The 16,613-nt window shown below is 64.3% G+C and carries 9 protein-coding genes and 2 pseudogenes; 4 read left to right on the forward strand and 7 right to left on the reverse strand.

The features are described from left to right. Positions 1 to 22: 22 nt before the first annotated feature. Positions 23 to 1,432 (forward strand): type I glutamate--ammonia ligase, encoded by a 1,410-nt coding sequence (gene glnA, locus AC0680_RS32020; RefSeq protein ID WP_384436590.1) that lies wholly within the window; start codon positions 23 to 25, stop codon positions 1,430 to 1,432. Positions 1,433 to 2,040: 608 nt separating this feature from the next. On the opposite strand, the gene AC0680_RS32025 is transcribed toward glnA, so the two are convergent. The 3 genes and pseudogenes from AC0680_RS32025 to AC0680_RS32035 all read right to left on the reverse strand — a co-directional run bounded on the left by AC0680_RS32025 (position 2,041) and on the right by AC0680_RS32035 (position 7,183). Beyond that, positions 2,041 to 5,223 carry a hypothetical protein gene (locus AC0680_RS32025; RefSeq protein WP_478635762.1) on the reverse strand — a complete coding sequence of 1,061 codons (3,183 nt, stop codon included), beginning with the start codon at positions 5,221 to 5,223 and terminating at the stop codon, positions 2,041 to 2,043. Positions 5,224 to 5,291: 68 nt separating this feature from the next. Beyond that, positions 5,292 to 5,826: pseudogene (locus tag AC0680_RS32030) on the reverse strand (NUDIX domain-containing protein). 1 nt (position 5,827) lies between these two features. Continuing rightward, positions 5,828 to 7,183, reverse strand: a complete 1,356-nt coding sequence (locus tag AC0680_RS32035) for a tetratricopeptide repeat protein (RefSeq protein WP_478635765.1) — start codon at positions 7,181 to 7,183, stop codon at positions 5,828 to 5,830. Between the two features lie 224 nt (positions 7,184 to 7,407). On the opposite strand from AC0680_RS32035, the pseudogene AC0680_RS32040 reads away from it, so the two are divergent. Beyond that, positions 7,408 to 7,977, forward strand: a pseudogene (locus AC0680_RS32040) (tyrosine-type recombinase/integrase); the annotation flags it as partial. A 134-nt stretch (positions 7,978 to 8,111) separates the two neighbouring features. Here AC0680_RS32040 and AC0680_RS32045 read toward each other — a convergent pair. Then, complete coding sequence (locus tag AC0680_RS32045) at positions 8,112 to 8,663, reverse strand: hypothetical protein (protein ID WP_478635768.1); 552 nt, start codon at positions 8,661 to 8,663, stop codon at positions 8,112 to 8,114. A gap of 326 nt (positions 8,664 to 8,989) precedes the next feature. On the opposite strand from AC0680_RS32045, the gene AC0680_RS32050 reads away from it, so the two are divergent. Beyond that, positions 8,990 to 9,889 (forward strand): hypothetical protein, encoded by a 900-nt coding sequence (locus AC0680_RS32050; protein ID WP_478635770.1) that lies wholly within the window; start codon positions 8,990 to 8,992, stop codon positions 9,887 to 9,889. 471 nt (positions 9,890 to 10,360) lie between these two features. Here AC0680_RS32050 and AC0680_RS32055 read toward each other — a convergent pair whose 3' ends face one another. The 3 genes from AC0680_RS32055 to AC0680_RS32065 all read right to left on the reverse strand — a co-directional run bounded on the left by AC0680_RS32055 (position 10,361) and on the right by AC0680_RS32065 (position 15,394). Then, positions 10,361 to 12,139, reverse strand: a complete 1,779-nt coding sequence (locus tag AC0680_RS32055; protein WP_478635772.1) for a hypothetical protein — start codon at positions 12,137 to 12,139, stop codon at positions 10,361 to 10,363. Positions 12,140 to 12,224: 85 nt separating this feature from the next. Then, positions 12,225 to 13,622: a hypothetical protein gene (locus AC0680_RS32060; protein WP_478635773.1), complete on the reverse strand. Its 1,398-nt coding sequence runs from the start codon at positions 13,620 to 13,622 to the stop codon at positions 12,225 to 12,227. 332 nt (positions 13,623 to 13,954) lie between these two features. Beyond that, a complete protein-coding gene (locus tag AC0680_RS32065; protein ID WP_478635775.1) occupies positions 13,955 to 15,394 on the reverse strand; it encodes an oxygenase MpaB family protein in 1,440 nt (479 codons plus the stop codon). Positions 15,395 to 15,633: 239 nt separating this feature from the next. On the opposite strand from AC0680_RS32065, the gene AC0680_RS32070 reads away from it, so the two are divergent. Further along, entirely contained in the window at positions 15,634 to 16,500 is an 867-nt protein-coding gene (locus tag AC0680_RS32070; protein WP_478635777.1) for an Fpg/Nei family DNA glycosylase, read from the forward strand. Positions 16,501 to 16,613 lie beyond the last annotated feature (113 nt).

Raw genomic sequence — 16,613 nt, forward strand, 5'->3', positions numbered from 1 at the left:
TGACCGGGCTAGGAGGAGTTGGATGTTCCAGAACGCCGACGAGGCCAAGAAGTTCATCGCGGACGAGGACGTCAAGTTCATCGATGTCCGCTTCTGCGACCTGCCCGGTGTGATGCAGCACTTCACGATCCCGGCGAAGGCGTTCGACCCGGCCGAGGAACTCGCCTTCGACGGTTCCTCGATCCGCGGCTTCCAGGCCATCCACGAGTCCGACATGGCGCTGCGCGCCGACCTGTCGACGGCCCGCGTGGACCCGTTCCGCCGCGACAAGACCGTCAACATCAACTTCTTCATCCACGACCCGATCACGGGTGAGCAGTACAGCCGCGACCCGCGCAACATCGCCAAGAAGGCCGAGGCCTACCTCGCCTCCACCGGCATCGCGGACACCGCGTACTTCGGCCCCGAGGCCGAGTTCTACGTCTTCGACTCGGTGCGCTTCAACACCACGTCGAACGAGGGCTTCTACCACATCGACTCCGAGGCCGGCGCCTGGAACACCGGCGCGGTCGAGGACAACCGTGGCTACAAGGTCCGCTACAAGGGCGGCTACTTCCCGGCCCCGCCGGTCGACCACTTCGCCGACCTGCGCGCCGAGATCTCCCTGGAGCTGGACGCCGCCGGCCTGCAGGTCGAGCGCCAGCACCACGAGGTCGGCACCGCCGGCCAGGCCGAGATCAACTACAAGTTCAACACCCTGCTCGCCGCCGCCGACGACCTGATGCTCTTCAAGTACATCGTGAAGAACGTCGCCTGGCGCAACGGCAAGACCGCGACCTTCATGCCCAAGCCGATCTTCGGCGACAACGGCTCCGGCATGCACGTCCACCAGTCCCTGTGGCAGGGCGGCGCCCCCCTCTTCTACGACGAGCAGGGCTACGCGGGCCTCTCGGACACCGCCCGCTACTACATCGGCGGCATCCTCAAGCACGCCCCGTCGCTGCTGGCCTTCACCAACCCGACGGTGAACTCCTACCACCGCCTGGTCCCCGGCTTCGAGGCCCCGGTCAACCTGGTCTACTCCCAGCGCAACCGCTCCGCGGCCATGCGCATCCCGATCACGGGCTCCAACCCGAAGGCCAAGCGCGTCGAGTTCCGCGCACCGGACCCGTCCTCGAACCCGTACCTCGCCTTCTCCGCCCTGCTCCTCGCGGGCCTGGACGGCGTCAAGAACAAGATCGAGCCCGCCGAGCCGATCGACAAGGACCTCTACGAGCTCGCCCCCGAAGAGCACGCGGGCGTCCCCCAGGTCCCCACCTCCCTCCCGGCGGTCCTCGACGCCCTCGAGGCCGACAACGAGTACCTCCAGCAGGGCGGCGTCTTCACCTCCGACCTGATCGAGACCTGGATCGACTACAAGCGCACCAACGAGATCGCCCCGATCCAGCTGCGGCCGCACCCGCACGAGTTCGAGCTTTACTTCGACATCTAAGAGGCAGGGCTGGGTGGCCTGGGGCGGTACCCCGTAGAGGCTGCGTGACCTGCGAAAATAGTTCTCCATAGTTCTCGCTGGTCATCACCTCGTTTCACCCTCTTGTGCACCGAGCGTGCACCGGAAGGCTAATCACCTGACAGGTCGCCAGGACTGCCGCTTAAGGGCCGTCACCCCGCGTTTTGCGGGATGGCGGCCCTGGGTCGTTCCAGGACAATCTGTCGCAAGCCGCACGCCGCAGTACCCAAATCGCCGCCGCCAGTCCCTTCGGGCCCTTACCCGAGATCTGCGCATCACGAGGGCTGGCAGGATTGTGATGGGCGCTGGTGCAGAGTGGCACGAGATCCCCTCTTGCCTGGCGCGCGTGGATGCGGTTGGTCCCCGTACTGGCACCGCAGGAGGCTACAGAGGAGCAGGGGAACCTCTATCCCACCAACACAGCCTCTCCTAACGCCACCGCGCTAAGTCAGCTGCGCATATAAAGATCTTTTGCGGTGCCGATCCCAAGCACCTACCTGATGCGGTTTTCGGCTTCTGCGATATGCAGCACAGCTCGACCAGACCCGCAATCTCACTTCCCGAGTTCCAACACGAGCCATTCACATAAATCAATCATCGCTTGATTCGTCATCGAGATGAATGTCATCCGTTAGATTGAATTGCATGGCAACCATGTACAACATCTGCAAATCGAATTTAGTTTCAGGGTGATCGGATCCGAACCTGCGCATATCTTCCTCGTAGGCTTCTCTTGCGGCAGAAACGGCTTCGTCCCCACGACCCTCCAGAGCACAGGCTGAAGAGAGATTGATTAGGGCAGATGCAAGCTGCCCCCTTTCAGGCCCGGCTGTCGTTCGCAGAATTTTAACTGCAGCCAATAGGTCAGCCTTGGAATCCTTAATAGGAATTTCCCCTACGGCTGCCTGATGCAAACGACACCTACCCCTGATCGCCAGTAGCGATGCGTACATCGAACTCCGCACACCAAACTGCGACGACAGCAAAGGATCCAGGTCCTCCAAGATTTGGGCGGCACGTTCCAAATCACCCCCTTCAATGGCCGTGTCGGCCGCGCCCAGGTGCACGTCGAAATAGAATCGATCACGTCGAGACGGGTCACCGGCCACTTGAGCTTCAGCTACTCTGTCGAGATACTCGCCCTGCCATTCAGTCGAGCCTCGCAAACGAGCCAGCATTGCGGTATCAGAATGGATACCCATAACTAGATCCGCAGGAAGAGAATCCACCAAAAGACCTATACGAGAAATGCACCATGCGTTGATCTCTTCAGCTTCATCGAGTCGGTTAGTTAGCTCCAGCAGGCGAACTCTGACGTGAGCCATGACGAGAGCTCCAATGGGGTGCCCTTCACTCAAATCAATCAATACAGAAAGATCTGGGAGCTTACAAATTGCGCTAGTCGCAAGATCTCGACGCCCCAATTTGACCGCGGCATTACCCAAAGCCATGTAGGCCCTATCGACAGAGTCCTGGTCGGCATGCCGCTCAGTCAATTCGACGTTACCTTCAATTAGAGCCAGCGCTCTATCTACATCGCCCGATTGAACATGAGCCTGCCCCAAAGATTCTCGCGCTGCGAAAAGGAGGCTGAGAGGAGCCAAGCCTTGACGAAACAGACGCTCTGCGATTCGAAGAACTTGATCACCCATGCGCACGGCATTCTCTTCGTCGCCCAGGGCGCACAGGCGATCCACCAAAGTCTTGGCAACGGCCATGACGGCCGGACCATGCATGTGAGCTTGGAAAGCCTCATCGACGATTCTGATGACGTGCCCGATGTGCGAATCAAGCAGCTCTGGAGACTCTTGCCCTCTCTCGACAAACTGTGAGGAAAAAAGCCCGAAGGCTGTTTCAATCCACGTTTCTGATTCCTGCGCGGTTTCGGCTGCAAACAATCTAATCAGTGGATGGACTCGTATGGTGCCGCGCTCAACACTTACCAAAGAGAATGCAGACAGGCACGCTATTGCGTCGTCTCGCTGTATCTCGTCGTAGAGAGCTATGCGCGCATTCCAACCCTCATCATCTCGGGAGTGCCCAGTCCAGGAGAGCTCAGTGCGGGTACGCCTTCGCATGAAGCGACGTTCCTGCTTACTCACCCTCACAGGACCTACGACAAACGGGCGTATAGGCTCATCGTCAAAGATATCCAGTCGTAATGGCTCAGCGCCGAGATGAGCGAGAAGAGTGAGTAGACGGCGAGAGAGCGGGTTCCGACTCTCTGCTTCCGTTATGGCCAACTGGATCGCACTCGCCACAGTAACCGGATGGCGGCCGGCTTGGCCACGATCAAGCATTTGTGTAGATGCTTTGCGGAATCGATCCAAGTACTGCGGGATTGTTAGCCCAACCGTCAAACAATAATTTACGGCTTGATTTACGGCAAGAGGATGGTTCCCGAGGTGGTCTGCCAATTCGGCCATGTGGGCAGTCGGCGTGTTCGGCAGCACCTTCTCTATAAAACAGTGCGCTTCCTCTGACGACCATGATGGCAAATAGACATGGTGATGAGATTCATCGATATGACTAGCTGTCGTGGTGATCAGAACTCGGCACAATGACTGGCGCGGTAACAGGTTGCGCACGATCGATGGTTCCGTAACTCCATCGATAATGAGCAAAGTTGCCGAATTTTCTGGCAGGGCCACGGTCCCACCGGGAGAGCTGCTCACGATCGCTTTCTGTCCAGTGAGCTCCTCCAGGCCAAGCAGAAGACCGGCTCGAGTGGTCCCATCGATCACTTCGACCCTGAGGTCTCCCGAGTGTAGGGCGGCAAATTGACCAGCCAGGCTAGTTTTGCCTGCACCCGCCATTCCAGATATCACGACAGGCAAAACAGGGTCAGGGCTGCCTGGTGTCAACCGACGCTCCAGCTCGCCTAGGTGCGCGGTCCGTCCAACGAATAATGGGTCGGGGTCCCATCCCGGATGTCGGGATGTCGGCATCGTGCGCGCTTCATTCTTATCAGCATTCTGAAGCAGCAGTCGCCGCAATTCTTCAGTCGACAGATACCGTCTCCTCTGGCGGTTTAGAGATTCAAGTTGCGCACATGCGCGTATGGTTGCAGCAATGCTTTCAGGTCTCCCCAGCCGTGATTGAGGTCTATCTGTACCGGCTTCAGCGATCCTCCCGATCAAAGCCTCATAACAGGATTCCGCGTGAATTGGCGATCTCCCTAGAGACTTAAGGAAATCTGCAGTTCTCCTCACTCCGACGTCAGTTATCTCATTTCGCCGAGGGAGTGGATACGTGGGAAAATTGAGGTGCTCAATGAACTCCTCTGCCTCCACAGGAGGTATCTTTAGACGCTTCTGCAGCTGCGCCACTGCCGTATTTCTGGCCGAGGCATCTTGAGATATTTTTGCCTGTCGGAGCACATTAGCTGGTCCACCGAAACCTGCGTTGCTATGAAAAGCAACAGTGCATGCCTTCCCTGCGGCCTTCCATGCTGAGTAGAGGTCGATCAAGACGCGGTCCTTGTCCAAAGCGGACCATGTCCAGGTTGGATCACTCTTGTGGTGCGGCTCGCGATGCTTAATCGAGACAAGCTCGGGTGGGCCTTCTCGAGGCAGCAGGATCACATCCGTGGAGTACTCGACCAGGACACCCCGAAGGTCAGCGCCGAAGTGTTCCAGCAGTGTTAGCGCTATGCACTCATCTTGGTACTCAAACCGGGCACGTGTCTCAGGGCCTGTGTTTCTTTCATCGCGTGGAAGCGCCTGAGTAGCTTCGAGAAACGGATCGTTCTCGCCTGCGGGAGACGTGACCATAGGGCAATGATACGTCTCAACAGATCAACTACACCCTGGCTTGGGCAAGTTGACGCAATGGCCTTGCGCTAGCTCCAGCCATCAAGTGACACCTGGGGGCCGCCTGCCAGGTAGTGCTGCAAGGCGGCTGCGGTAGTGCCTACGAAGGCTTCAGGAACGGAAGAGGCATCGACCCAGCGAACCTGCGCATGCTTGCGCGGCTCACGGTTCTCGGGGTCGCCTGTCCATTCGTGAGCCGCGAAGACAACGGTGAGAAAGCCGTTAGGCGCTTCAACTCCCCATGCTCCGTGGATGATGTGGGCGACCTTGAGGGTCTCCGGCTTCACCGTGAGGCCCGTCTCCTCATACAGCTCGCGGACCGCGGTCTCTGTGATGGGTTCGCCGGGTTCGCTCTTGCCGACCGGGAGGTCCCACATGCCCTGGGCGAATTTAGCGTCCTGGCTGCGCTGAAGCAGGACGACGCGGTTAGTGGCCTTGTCGTGGACGATGACGGCGGCGACCAGCAGGGTCATGGAGTCGAGGGCGGGCTTGAGGGCCTTGGGCTGGTCGTCGGCCTGCGGCTGAGCCACGGTAGTTCCCTTCGTCGGGCGGGTTGGTGGGCAGCTTAGGTGAGTGCTCCGCGGACGCGGCAGGCAAGTGCGGCGGCGCCGGGTACTTTGCGTCGCTGGTAGACGGCGAGGGTGGAGCGGAGCGAGGTGATGGCCTTGCGGGTGCGGTCCGAGGTCATGCCCTCCATGAGCGTCAGAGCCCGGGACCAGGTGGCGACCGCCTCGTCGGCGCGAGCCTGGGCGGCGAGGCTGTCGCCCAGGTCGGCGTAGGTGAGGGCGTGGACGCGCTTGTACCTTTCGGGGTCCCAGCGGACGAGGGCGTCGCGGTGCTGCTGTTCGGTGCCGATGTGGTCGGCGAGATCGGTCAGAGTGCGGGCGGTGTGGCTTGCAACCGTACCGGCGGCCGGGCCGCTGACACGGGAGAAGCTGGGCTGGGGGTGGTCGTCGCGGAGCAGGGCGTCTTCGGCGGCCAGTAGGGCTCGAGCTGCGGAAGGTTTCTCGCCGACAGCGGCGTAGGCGCGGGCGTGGGTGATGTGGAGGAGCGCTTCGGTCTGACCGCCGACGTGGCCGAGACCGCGGGCGAGAGCACCTTCGACGAGGTCGACGCAGTAGTGGGGCTGTTTGAGGCTGAGGGCCTGGTGGGCAAGGGCGCGCATCATCCAGGCTGCGTGGCCGTGCGGGTCGGCTTCGCAGGCGAGCTGATATCCGACCTGGTAGTAGCGCTGGGCTGCGCCTTCCTGGCCAAGGTCGTGGTGCTTCCAGCCTGCCAGGTAGGCAAGTTCGGCGACCGCGCCGAAGGCAGCACGGCGTAACGCTTCGCTAGGGAATCGTCCGCGGAGCATGGGTGCAGCGGTGTCGGCAAGGTAGGCGGTGACGGTGGTCAGGCCGTGGCCGCCGCCGAGGCGTTCGTCAGCTGCACTGAAGGCTGCGGTGATCTGGCGTACGACGTCCACGTCCTCCATGCCGGCCACGGCCTTGCCGGTGCGGGTTCGGAGCATACGAGCGGTGGCCTCGTGGTCGTATGCAAGCGGCATGGCGACGCCGGCGGTGGTGAAGGCAGCCACCGCTAGGAAATGGCGGCGTTCGACGTCGGCGCGGCCCAGGTCGGTTGCGGCGAGTACAGGGTCCGGCTCGTCCGTCGCCGCTGTCTCAGCCGCCCGCAGGCCGATCTCGGTCCGGGTGATCGTGCGGCTCGCTCGGCGGGAGAGTGCCTCGGCGAGGTACTGACCGGTTCGGCCGGTCGGCTGGCGGGTGCCGTTTACCCAGTGGGAGACGGCCGATTTGTTGGTCTGGAGGATCTCGCCGTTCTCCGCGGCGATGCGACGGACGTCCTTCGCCAGCGCCTCGTATGTACAGCCGGTCGCGTCGATGGTCTCGCGCAGGCGGAAGTTGGGTTCTCTCTGTGCTGCCACGACCGCCTCCGATTCGGGGCTGTAAACCGCGTATACCGCTCCGGCTGCCTCTCACCGTACCCATCGCGCGTGACGGCAGGTTCACTGAACATCAGCCGCCCGGTACGGCCCGACCGTGATCCAGGCTTCCCCCTTGGTCCGGGCGGCCTCCCGAAGTTCCGTACGCCTACACCGGGTTCGGGCATACCTATGTCCGAACCCGGCCGATCAGAGACGGAGACACGGTGACCACCATCGACATCACGGCCATTGCGGTCGAGCTGCCCGAAGCATTCGACGAGCGCTGGAGCCGCCTGCCTGGCATCCAGGTCGACGGCCGACGCATCACCATCGACCCGGCCGAGTACTTCTTCCGCTTCGAGTCGCACACCTGGCTCGTCGCCGACTGGGAGCTGGTCAAGTCCCGGCTCATGGAAGTGCAGGAAACGACTGAGAGCGCCGTCGAGCAGCTCGCGCTGGACTTCATCAAGGCCCACAGCGAGTCCACCTCTGACGCGGCCCGTGTTCTGGCCACCGCTTACGAGGTGTACGCGTACCTGTTCCGCGAGGAGCACCTCGCCGGCCTCGGCCTGCCGCAGATCACCGCTGAACATCTGCGAATGCTGCGTGAGGCGGCCACGCTGATGGCGCTGAACAAGGTCGAGCTGGACGGACACATCTCCAACGTCGGCCCCTGCTGGTTCTTCCACGCCCTCCGGCACCTCTTCGCCTCGGAGGCGATCAATGAAGGCGTGGACGTCTATACGCTCGCCGACATCCTGGGGCACGAGGACCCGGCGTTCACGCTGCGCCGGTACGTGCACCGGGTCTCGGGCGCCGTTGAGAAGGCTCGCAAGGCAATCGGGCAGCGGTACCGGGCTGGGGTCTGACTCAGCGCACAAGGTCTCGCAACGTGCGGGCTACTTCTGGGAAACTCCGGTCACTCCGACTACTTGCTGTGCCTCAGGAGCCTGTCGGCGTCTTCTGCCAGGTACACGGAGGCAAGGCGCCCCGGATGCCACACGACGATCTGCGTTGTGCCGTACCCGTACCAACCTGGCCCACCGAACGCTGCCGCAAGGCCGGACTCCTGCCACTGCTCGATACGGCTTCGGTCGTCCTCACTCACCGAATACGGCGAGGACGTGATCGCAGTCGGCAGTCCGTCCTTGAGCCAGAAGATGGGGTGATCAAGCCAGCGCTCGTCGTTGCGGGGGCCAGAACCGTAGTTCTCACACGCGTCGGGTTCGCACTGCCTGCTGGCGTTGCGCAACAGCCATCGTGGGCAGCACCCACTCTCGCTGCTACGCAGACCGTGGTCTTCGGCCCATTCGACGATGACCAGTTGAGCCACACGCGCGTGGGCAGCAGCCTCCTTGTACTGGTCCTCGCTTAGCCCACTGCGTCGCCGATTCGGGGTAGAGAGTCCGTACGGCCACAAGATCTCGCCTTGCTGCTTCTTGAAGATCTTCGACGCCCGAATCTCTAAATCGCGGCTCACTTCTGCCTCCTGGGGCCTAGCGAACAGGTCATGCCCGGTGAGGGGCTACGGCTGGCCTACCCAGATCAGAGGTCATCGCATGCCGGTGACAGGACACAGGGGCAGCTCTATCCGGCACTCGCACCATCCGATCGCTGACTCAGCGCAAGACGTTGGTGTAGCTTGTACGCGGCGCTGCTGCGGCAGTGCGTCTCGCTACATCCGGTCCCGGCGCCGGAGCGAGCAGTGGGCTCTTGAGAGTCACCCGCAGTTGGCAGTCAGTACGCATCAGGACATTCGACCTGTCTCTCCTGTCGTCGCCGGGCGGCAAGTGGAAGGGGCAAGGTATGTCCAAGTCGCGCAATGCCAACAGTCTGGCGAAGAAAATCGTTCGCCAGACGTCGCTCAAACAGGCGACCGCTTCACGACTGGCGAAGCAGCTCCACGTCTACCTCGGGTCCTCGGTCGTAGATTCCCCCGACCCACGTCAGCGCCGTCTGGAAGCACACATGGCGCACGTGTTGGCCAGCAGCTTCAAGGATCGTCAGCTCAATGGCGCTCTTCTTGGTGTGCGAGGAGCAGAGCCTGAGAGTCAGAGCGTGAAGCTGACCCTGGAGTCCGACATGGCGGACGAGGTTCTCCACGAACTCCTCCCGCGGTTCGATCACTTCTACGGTGGCGTCCGCGGGGTCGCCGGCCTGCGCATTCGGGGTAACGAAAGACAGTTGAACCTTCATGACGCGGCCAGCTCGGCTCACGTCACCGTAACGCGTGCGGATGGTGGCCCCATCCATCTGCCGTCCGCGCGCGACGGCGAGGTGCTTCTGTGGAAACGGGTTCCCGGTGGCCTCTCTCGCGACGAAAAGCAGGAGACTGAGGATTGGACAGACTCGCGAGGGATCGACGACCTGCGGGTGCGCGATTTGCTGCTCAGTCGAATTCTGCGCCTCCCAGGGCTGGTCAACAGGACTGCAGAGCCACACGGATTCGCCAACTGCTACACACATCACGCCGGCGATCTCGTGATCGAGTGGTGCTGCGGTGACACCACGGAAGCGCTCTGTGCAGTCCTTTTGGCTCACGGCTTCGCTGACGACGTACCCAGAGCGAAGACGATCGAGTTGCTCTCTCGCCACTCTGCTCATTTCGGCGATCGCACAGTGATCTTGAATCGCCACGGGTCATGCCTGTACGGCCGCAGCACTGAGGATGTCGTGGAGTCCATCAAGGAGGGTTACAAGTCATGACCCTGTCCGGGATGGCGCTCGTAGTACCGGCGTGCCTGGTCCTGGGAGTCGTCGCACGCTACGTACGGGATCTGGCAGTGCTTCGCCGCCTGGAACGACTTCTAGCGGGCTGCGACCAAGGGCAACGACTTGAGGTCTGCCGGATCCTCGCTGCCTCATTACACACGGCTGGGAGAACGGAGCCGCGGGACGAGGTGCCGCCCAGCGAGCCAGCGGCGCGGTGAGGCTTCTGGCCTCCGGGATGCGGAGGACTCCGCCGTGTGCACCCATTGTGCACCGGTAATCACTCGATCCTAGAAAGCTTGCAGGTCAGGACGGTTCCTCACCTCTACTTCGACATCTAGAAAGTAAAGCTCGAACTCGGCGAGTAGTTGGCCGAAGGACTCCCCGAGCGTCTGCCTCCAGCAGGTCCTGCTGGAGGCAGACGCTCGATCTGCTCGTAGGGGCACTGGACTGCCGACGGCTGCGGAGTCAGTCTCCCTCCGGCGTTGCCCACCACGGATCGTATTCGCGCACGACCGGCTGGGTAGCTGGATGGTGGCGCAATCCGTGAGGCCCTGAAACGGGGGCTTCGGGCATGTCGATGAGCCAGTCCAGCACGGCATCGGACTGCATGTCCGGGTGTTCCAAGTCGTCGATCAAGGCATCAGAACCACGGCAGTCGTACGGCTGTGGCAGCGTGAAACCAGCTTCGACAGCATCGCGGACAATCTCTTCGCAGATCGCGCGCCACCGTCCCTGTCCCCACCAATGACACGTATAGCTTGTCGAGCCCCCGATCGTCATCAGCCTCAAAGTGGTATCCGGACCAAGAAGTTCGCTGTCGAGGCGTTGCCATTTACGGATCTGCTCACGCACCGTCGACTGCACCTCCGGCCATCCGTCGCCGAACAGGGAGGAGACAGTCCGACCGTTGGGGAGTTCCCAGTCTGTATCAGTCAGTGACTGCTCGATCCCGTCCCAGTCGATACCTTCGTACGGGCAGACATGAGGCAGCACCGCGCGAGTCACCGCAATGTTCACTCGGGCCATCAGCACGTCCGAGGGAAGATGGTGAGCCTCCACAGCCGTTTCATTGCGCCAGCACCAGGCCGCGATACCCAGAGCCGCCGCATCGGGCACCGGATCCGGGTGCACGTTGCGGCCCGCCATACCGACAACCCAGCGCAGATAGGTGCTGAGATCGGGGTGCTGTACAGCTTCCTTGACGATGTCTGCAACCGGGATCTTCCGGTAGGAGGCTGCCGGGCTGAAGAGGGAGAGTAGCGATTCCGCTTCGAACGCCTCCGCGGCTTCTCGATCAGCCCCCTCCACCACACGGACGCGAGTTGCATCGAGCAATCCCAACGCGCCGGCTCGATGTTGGACCACCGTGACCGCCTCGTCGCCCTGGAGGGTGACCGTGAGTTCGACCTCTTCATCGAGTGCGGAAAAAGATTCTGGGAAATCGCCGCATACGTCTTCGTGGGGAAGAAATCGGAGCCGGCTTTCACGCGGGTAGTACTCGATGTCCAGCGCGGCGCTGGTACGCCACAGCGTGGCGAAGAGCATCGGGCCAGTTTCGGCATCCCAGTCCGAATCGTATTCGTCCGGGACCTCCCAGCCAGCCCAGTCGAGCGGGCCGAGCACTTCCATGAGCCGGTCTACGTACTCGCCCCACTGTTCGGTGTCCGGGCGACCCGCTTGCCTCTCGGGTGCTGCTGCCGCCTGGCTGCCCAGCTGGCCGATGAGAGCTGCCGTACGTCTGCTGAAGAGCGATTCGGCCGACTCACCTTCCTCCGGGGTGACACCGGTGACGCTGTTGAGATACGCCGTATCGTCTGCCAGTTCCTGCTTGCGGCAGCGTGCGCACAAGTATCTGTACGGCTTGCCCCACTTGGCGGAGTAGCGCGTCAGTGAGCGACTCTGCCGGCAGTCACGACACGGCCCATAGCCCTTCTTGGGCCACCACAGCCACCAGTCGCCGTCGTAGTCGCCGGGCGAGGGCACCATCCCGCGGCCCAGTAGCGCGTCGGCAAGTGCCTCCAGGCTGCCGCCGTTCCTGTGAGGCATCTTTGCGTGCAACTGGTCATGCGCCGCAAGCAGTTCGTCGTCCGTGATCGCCTCTTCTCCCTGTAAGCGGCGCCGCACGGACACCGCCGCGGCGAGTGCTTGGACGGCGGGATCATCCCGCCGAAGTGACTGTCTGCTGCTTTCGACGACGGCCATCGCCTTGTCGACATCGGCTTCAGTGATTCCAGTGCTCCCCATGCTCCAGAGCTTACGAGCGACCTCTGACAGGGCTTTGAGTCAGTCTCCGGCGTGGTCACCAGTGCGCGGACGTGCCGGGTCTGGTTCACGGAGCACATCGTTTGTCTCTTTCCGGGAGAATACGCAAAGCCATGACAGTGCCGTCCTCACCGAAGGAGACCGCGCCCCACTTCGGAGCGGTCGCACCATTCGGCAGCGTGGGGCGGAGCTCGTATGCGCGGCGCCGGTACGCCTCGACCTTCCCTTCGACCAGAAGCTGATACAGGTCCTCTGCCACCCCTGAGAACGCCTCGACGCGGGTCCTGTTCAACCTGAAGACCTGGTCAGTACCGAAGAAGCGGGTCGCGCCGAAGCAGTGCTCTGCGTCCCGGACGCTGGGTGATCCTGCGAATGTTCGCTGTTCGTAGTGCTTGCGACCCTGATCGCTGGTCAAGTACTGAGCGATCTCCATGCCAGCGCCGGCAAACGCCAGTTGGCCCGCAGCACCGGTTCGGGCAAGTACCTGACCGAACCACGCGCGATCTTTTCGTGGAATGAGGAAGCCGTCGTGGAAGCCTTCCTCGCCAGCGCGGGCAGGCACCCTCACAGCGTTGACATACGGAGGGTTCCTCTTCGACGGCACGGCGTCCGCACTGTCGCGTCCTGTGATCGATCGCACAGGTAACAGCCCCTGGCCCGGTGCCTGCAGAGCGTGGACTGTGGTGCCCTCCTTGGCCAGCAGCTCGGTGGACATCAAGAGGCAGGGCGTGGTGTTCCACTCGGCAAGGTGGAAATGTTCAGCGCGCTCACTGGCCCTGGCCAGTTGCTTGAAGGCTGAGCGGTCGCTCTTCCCCGTGCGCTTGGTCGTCTTCTGGTGATTTCCGTTGGCCGTCACCACGAAGAGCCGGGACGGTTCGCCGGGCTTCCATGCCTCGATGAAGAAGTCAGGCCGTGGTCGAGCGCCTAGGGAAGGCCGCGGTCCGGAGCGCGCGAATCCAGCAAGCAGCACCGACTCGGCGTCGACAGTCGAGACCAGGTGGTCCGGGAAGCGGGCCCGCACTGTGCGCTCTGCGATCGCCAAGCCCAGCGCTCGTCCCAACTCTCGGGCCTGCATCCCCCTGTAGGAGAGTTCTGGGTTCTGCCCCTCCTCGGTGAGAGCCAGGTAGCCACTGGCACCAACTCCCAGGGCCTGGCAGTACTTCAGGGCCTGCCAGTGCTCGGCCAAGCCTCTTCCGCGCCCATGACGAGCCAAGGTGGCGGCTCGTGCGAAGACGCCGAGCAACTCCCAAGGCGTGGTAGCGAGATCGTTCTGTTCGGCCGTCTGTAGTGGTTCCAGCCCGGGCTTACGAGGAACTCGTTCCTCCTCGCCTCGCTCGCGTGCACGTTTGCGGGCGATGGCTGTGGCTGCCTTGTCGGTGTCCATCACCAGCGCGGCTGTCGAATTGACGCGTACAGGGATCTGATGACGCAGTAGTGCGAGGATGCTTTCCGCAGGTACTGACATGGTGTGTCACGGTATGGAGGGGAGAGCGGGCGCACGCAAGTGCGCATGGGCGCCCAGGGGTCTCCCGGTAGGCGGACTGCTGCTCGGATGGTGCCCCTCCGGTCCGCAACCCCCGGCGGGTGCACAGTGTGCACCCGTTGTGCACCAGGCCCGTCATCCAGGTCACATATTCGCAGGTCAGAATGGCTTCCGTGCTCTACTTCGACATCTAAGAACCCCGCAGGCCGGAGCGGCACTTCGCTCGCCTGGACAGTTGTAGGCCGTCGGCCGCGTTCTTCCAGCTTGGGAAGGCGCGGCCGGCGGCTGATTTCGCGTGTGTGGGGGCCGTGGTGTCAGGGGCGGCCCAGGAGTTGGGTGCCGGCGGTGGTGTCGGTGCGGGCGGTGAAGTAGTCGGTGAAGGCGCGGAGGAACTCGTCCTCGGTGATGCGGCCGTCGCCGTCGGCGTCGAGCTGGCGGAAGCCGTGGTTGAGTTCGGCGGGGTGGACGCGGGAGCCGCCGAAGAGGACGCGGTATTCGTCGGCTCCCACATGGCCGCTGCCGTCGGTGTCCGCGGCGCGGAAGAGGGCGCGCAGCGCCGTGTGCAGGCCCTTGTGCAGGTAGTCGGGGTCGCGGTCGGCACCGGCGACCATGGCGGCGGTGAACTCGGCCCGGCTGACGCGGCCGTCGCCGTCGGTGTCCATCGTGGTGCGGATGTGCTGCCACCAGGTCTCGAAGCCGGCGTACACCTCGCCCTCGGCCGCTTCGTCGAGTTCGAGCTGCCAGCAGACGTTGTGCGCCATGGCCTGCAGGTCGGCGGAGGTGAGGTACCCGTCGCCGGTCTGGTCCAGGACCTGGCGGAAGAACGCCTCCGCGCGCGCCCGCGGCGAGCCGCCGCGGTTGCGCCGGGGCCGCGGCACCCGGCCGGTCGCCGGGGCGCCCGCGCCGCCGTCGCCGGGTGGGGCGGTCGCCGGGCGGGCGGCGGGGACGCCGGTCGGGGGGATGCGGTAGCGCAGTCGGTCGGGCAGGCGCGTCATGGCCTGGCGCATGCCGCGGTGCAGGGCCCAGGACAGCGCGGCGGCGCTGCGGGTGCGGGGCAGGTCGAAGCGCTCACGGAAGGCGGGGGGCAGGTCGGCGAGGGTCAGGGCCGCCAGGAAGCGGGCGATGAGGCGGCGCAGCAGCGGCCAGGCGGGCCCGAGTCGTCCCAGACGGCGGGGCGCCGGGGCCTGGCGCAACATCGTGAACAGCAGGTCGTGCACGGCGTCGCTGTACTCCAGGCGTTCGCGGATGATGCGGTCCATGTAGGCGGGCACGTCCGCGGCGGCCTTCGGGAACAGCTCGTCCGGCAGGCCGAACTCGGCGCACACGGCGCGGAACTCGGCGTAGAGCCGGTCGAGTTCGGCGGGGCTCATGGGGTCGCCGGACAGCTCGCGCATCGCCGTCATCGACTCGTACAGCGTCACCAGCACCCATACCCGCACGGCCGGGTCCAGCGCCGTGAACGGCCGGCCCTGGTCGTCGGTGCCCTGGATGCGGCGGTGCGTACGCTCCAGCCGGGCGATCTCCCGGCGCAGGCCCTCGCGGTCGGAGAAGAACAGCCGCTCGCCGCTGTCCATGGTGTGCTCCATCCGCCGCCAGGGATGCGCCCGGTAGGTCGAGAACCGCGCGGCGCCGGCGGCGACGGCCGGGTCCGCGTTCTGCAGCACCAGCAGCCGCCACGCCACCAGGGCGATGCGCTTCTCCGCGAGGGTGCGGCGCAGCAGGGATTCGGGGGCGGTGTGGGCAGTAGGGGTCACTGGCGTCTCCTGGGGGGTGTGAGGCGTCCGTGCGCATGATCGGATAGGCGCATCGCGGTACAAATAACGTGCGGGTGGGCCCGCGGAGACGCTTTCGGCCGCGAAACCACTCGTCAGGGCGGAGCGGCACGGGGGTGGTCGGGGACGCGCGGTCTGACGGAGATGGTCGGCGGGCGGCGCGCGGGGGCCGGTGGGGTGGGTTTCCGGGCAGGTGGCTCCCTGCGGGGCACAATGGCGTTATGCCCGAATCGCCGGAGGTCGAGGCGCTCGGCCGGTTTCTCGACGCTCACCTGGCCGGGCGGGCCGTGGACCGTGTCCACCCGGTCTCCGTTCATGCGCTCAAGACCTACGAGCCGCCCCTCGACGCCTTGGAGGGCCGGACGTTCGACGGTGTGGGGCGGCACGGCAAGTTCCTGGACCTCCGGGCGGGGGAACTGCACCTGGTCGTCCATCTGGCCAGGGCGGGCTGGGTGCGCTGGAGCGAGCGGGTGCCGACGGCGGTGCCGCGCCCCGGCAAGGGACCGCTGGCGCTTCGGGTGCGGCTCGCCGAACCCGCCGGTGCGGGCTTCGACGTGACCGAGGCCGGGAGCCAGAAGCACCTCGCGGTGTACGTCGTCACCGATCCGCGGGAGGTGCCCGGGATCGCGCGGCTCGGCCCCGACCCCCTTTCCGGGGCCTTCACCCTGGCGTCGTTCGCCGGTGTGCTGAAGGGTGACCGCCGCCAGATCAAGGGCGTGCTGCGTGATCAGAGCGTGCTGGCCGGCATCGGGAACGCCTACTCCGACGAGATCCTGCACGCGGCGCGGATGTCCCCGTTCAAGCCGGCCTCCGGGCTCCGTGCGGAGGAGGTGGCCCGGCTGTACGAGGTGATCGGCGCGACGCTCAACCACGCGGTCGAACGGTGCCGCGGGCTGGCGCCGGAGGAACTCAAGGCGGCGAAGCGGAGCGGCCTTCGGGTCCACGGGCGGACGGGGGAGCCCTGCCCGGTCTGCGGCGACACGGTCCGCGAGGTGTCCTTCAGCGACTCGGCCCTGCAGTACTGCCCCACCTGCCAGACCGGGGGCAGGGTCCTCGCGGACCGGCGGCTGTCCAGGCTGCTGAAGTGACCGGACCGGGGGGGGGGGGGGGGGGGGGGGGGGGGGGGGGGGGGGGGGGGGGGGGGGGGGGGGGGGGGGGGGGGGGGGGGGGGGGGGGGGGGGGAGGGGGGGGGGAAACAGAG

The sequence above is a fragment of the Streptomyces sp. NPDC043738 genome (assembly GCF_056436545.1).

Coding starts and splice junctions, on each gene's coding strand:
- glnA (WP_384436590.1), top strand. CDS start 23: ATGTTCCAGAACGCCGACGAGGCCAAGAAGTTCATCGCGGACGAGGAC.
- AC0680_RS32025 (WP_478635762.1), bottom strand. CDS start 5,223: ATGGTCACGTCTCCCGCAGGCGAGAACGATCCGTTTCTCGAAGCTACT.
- AC0680_RS32050 (WP_478635770.1), top strand. CDS start 8,990: ATGTCCAAGTCGCGCAATGCCAACAGTCTGGCGAAGAAAATCGTTCGC.
- AC0680_RS32055 (WP_478635772.1), bottom strand. CDS start 12,139: ATGGGGAGCACTGGAATCACTGAAGCCGATGTCGACAAGGCGATGGCC.
- AC0680_RS32060 (WP_478635773.1), bottom strand. CDS start 13,622: ATGTCAGTACCTGCGGAAAGCATCCTCGCACTACTGCGTCATCAGATC.
- AC0680_RS32070 (WP_478635777.1), top strand. CDS start 15,634: ATGCCCGAATCGCCGGAGGTCGAGGCGCTCGGCCGGTTTCTCGACGCT.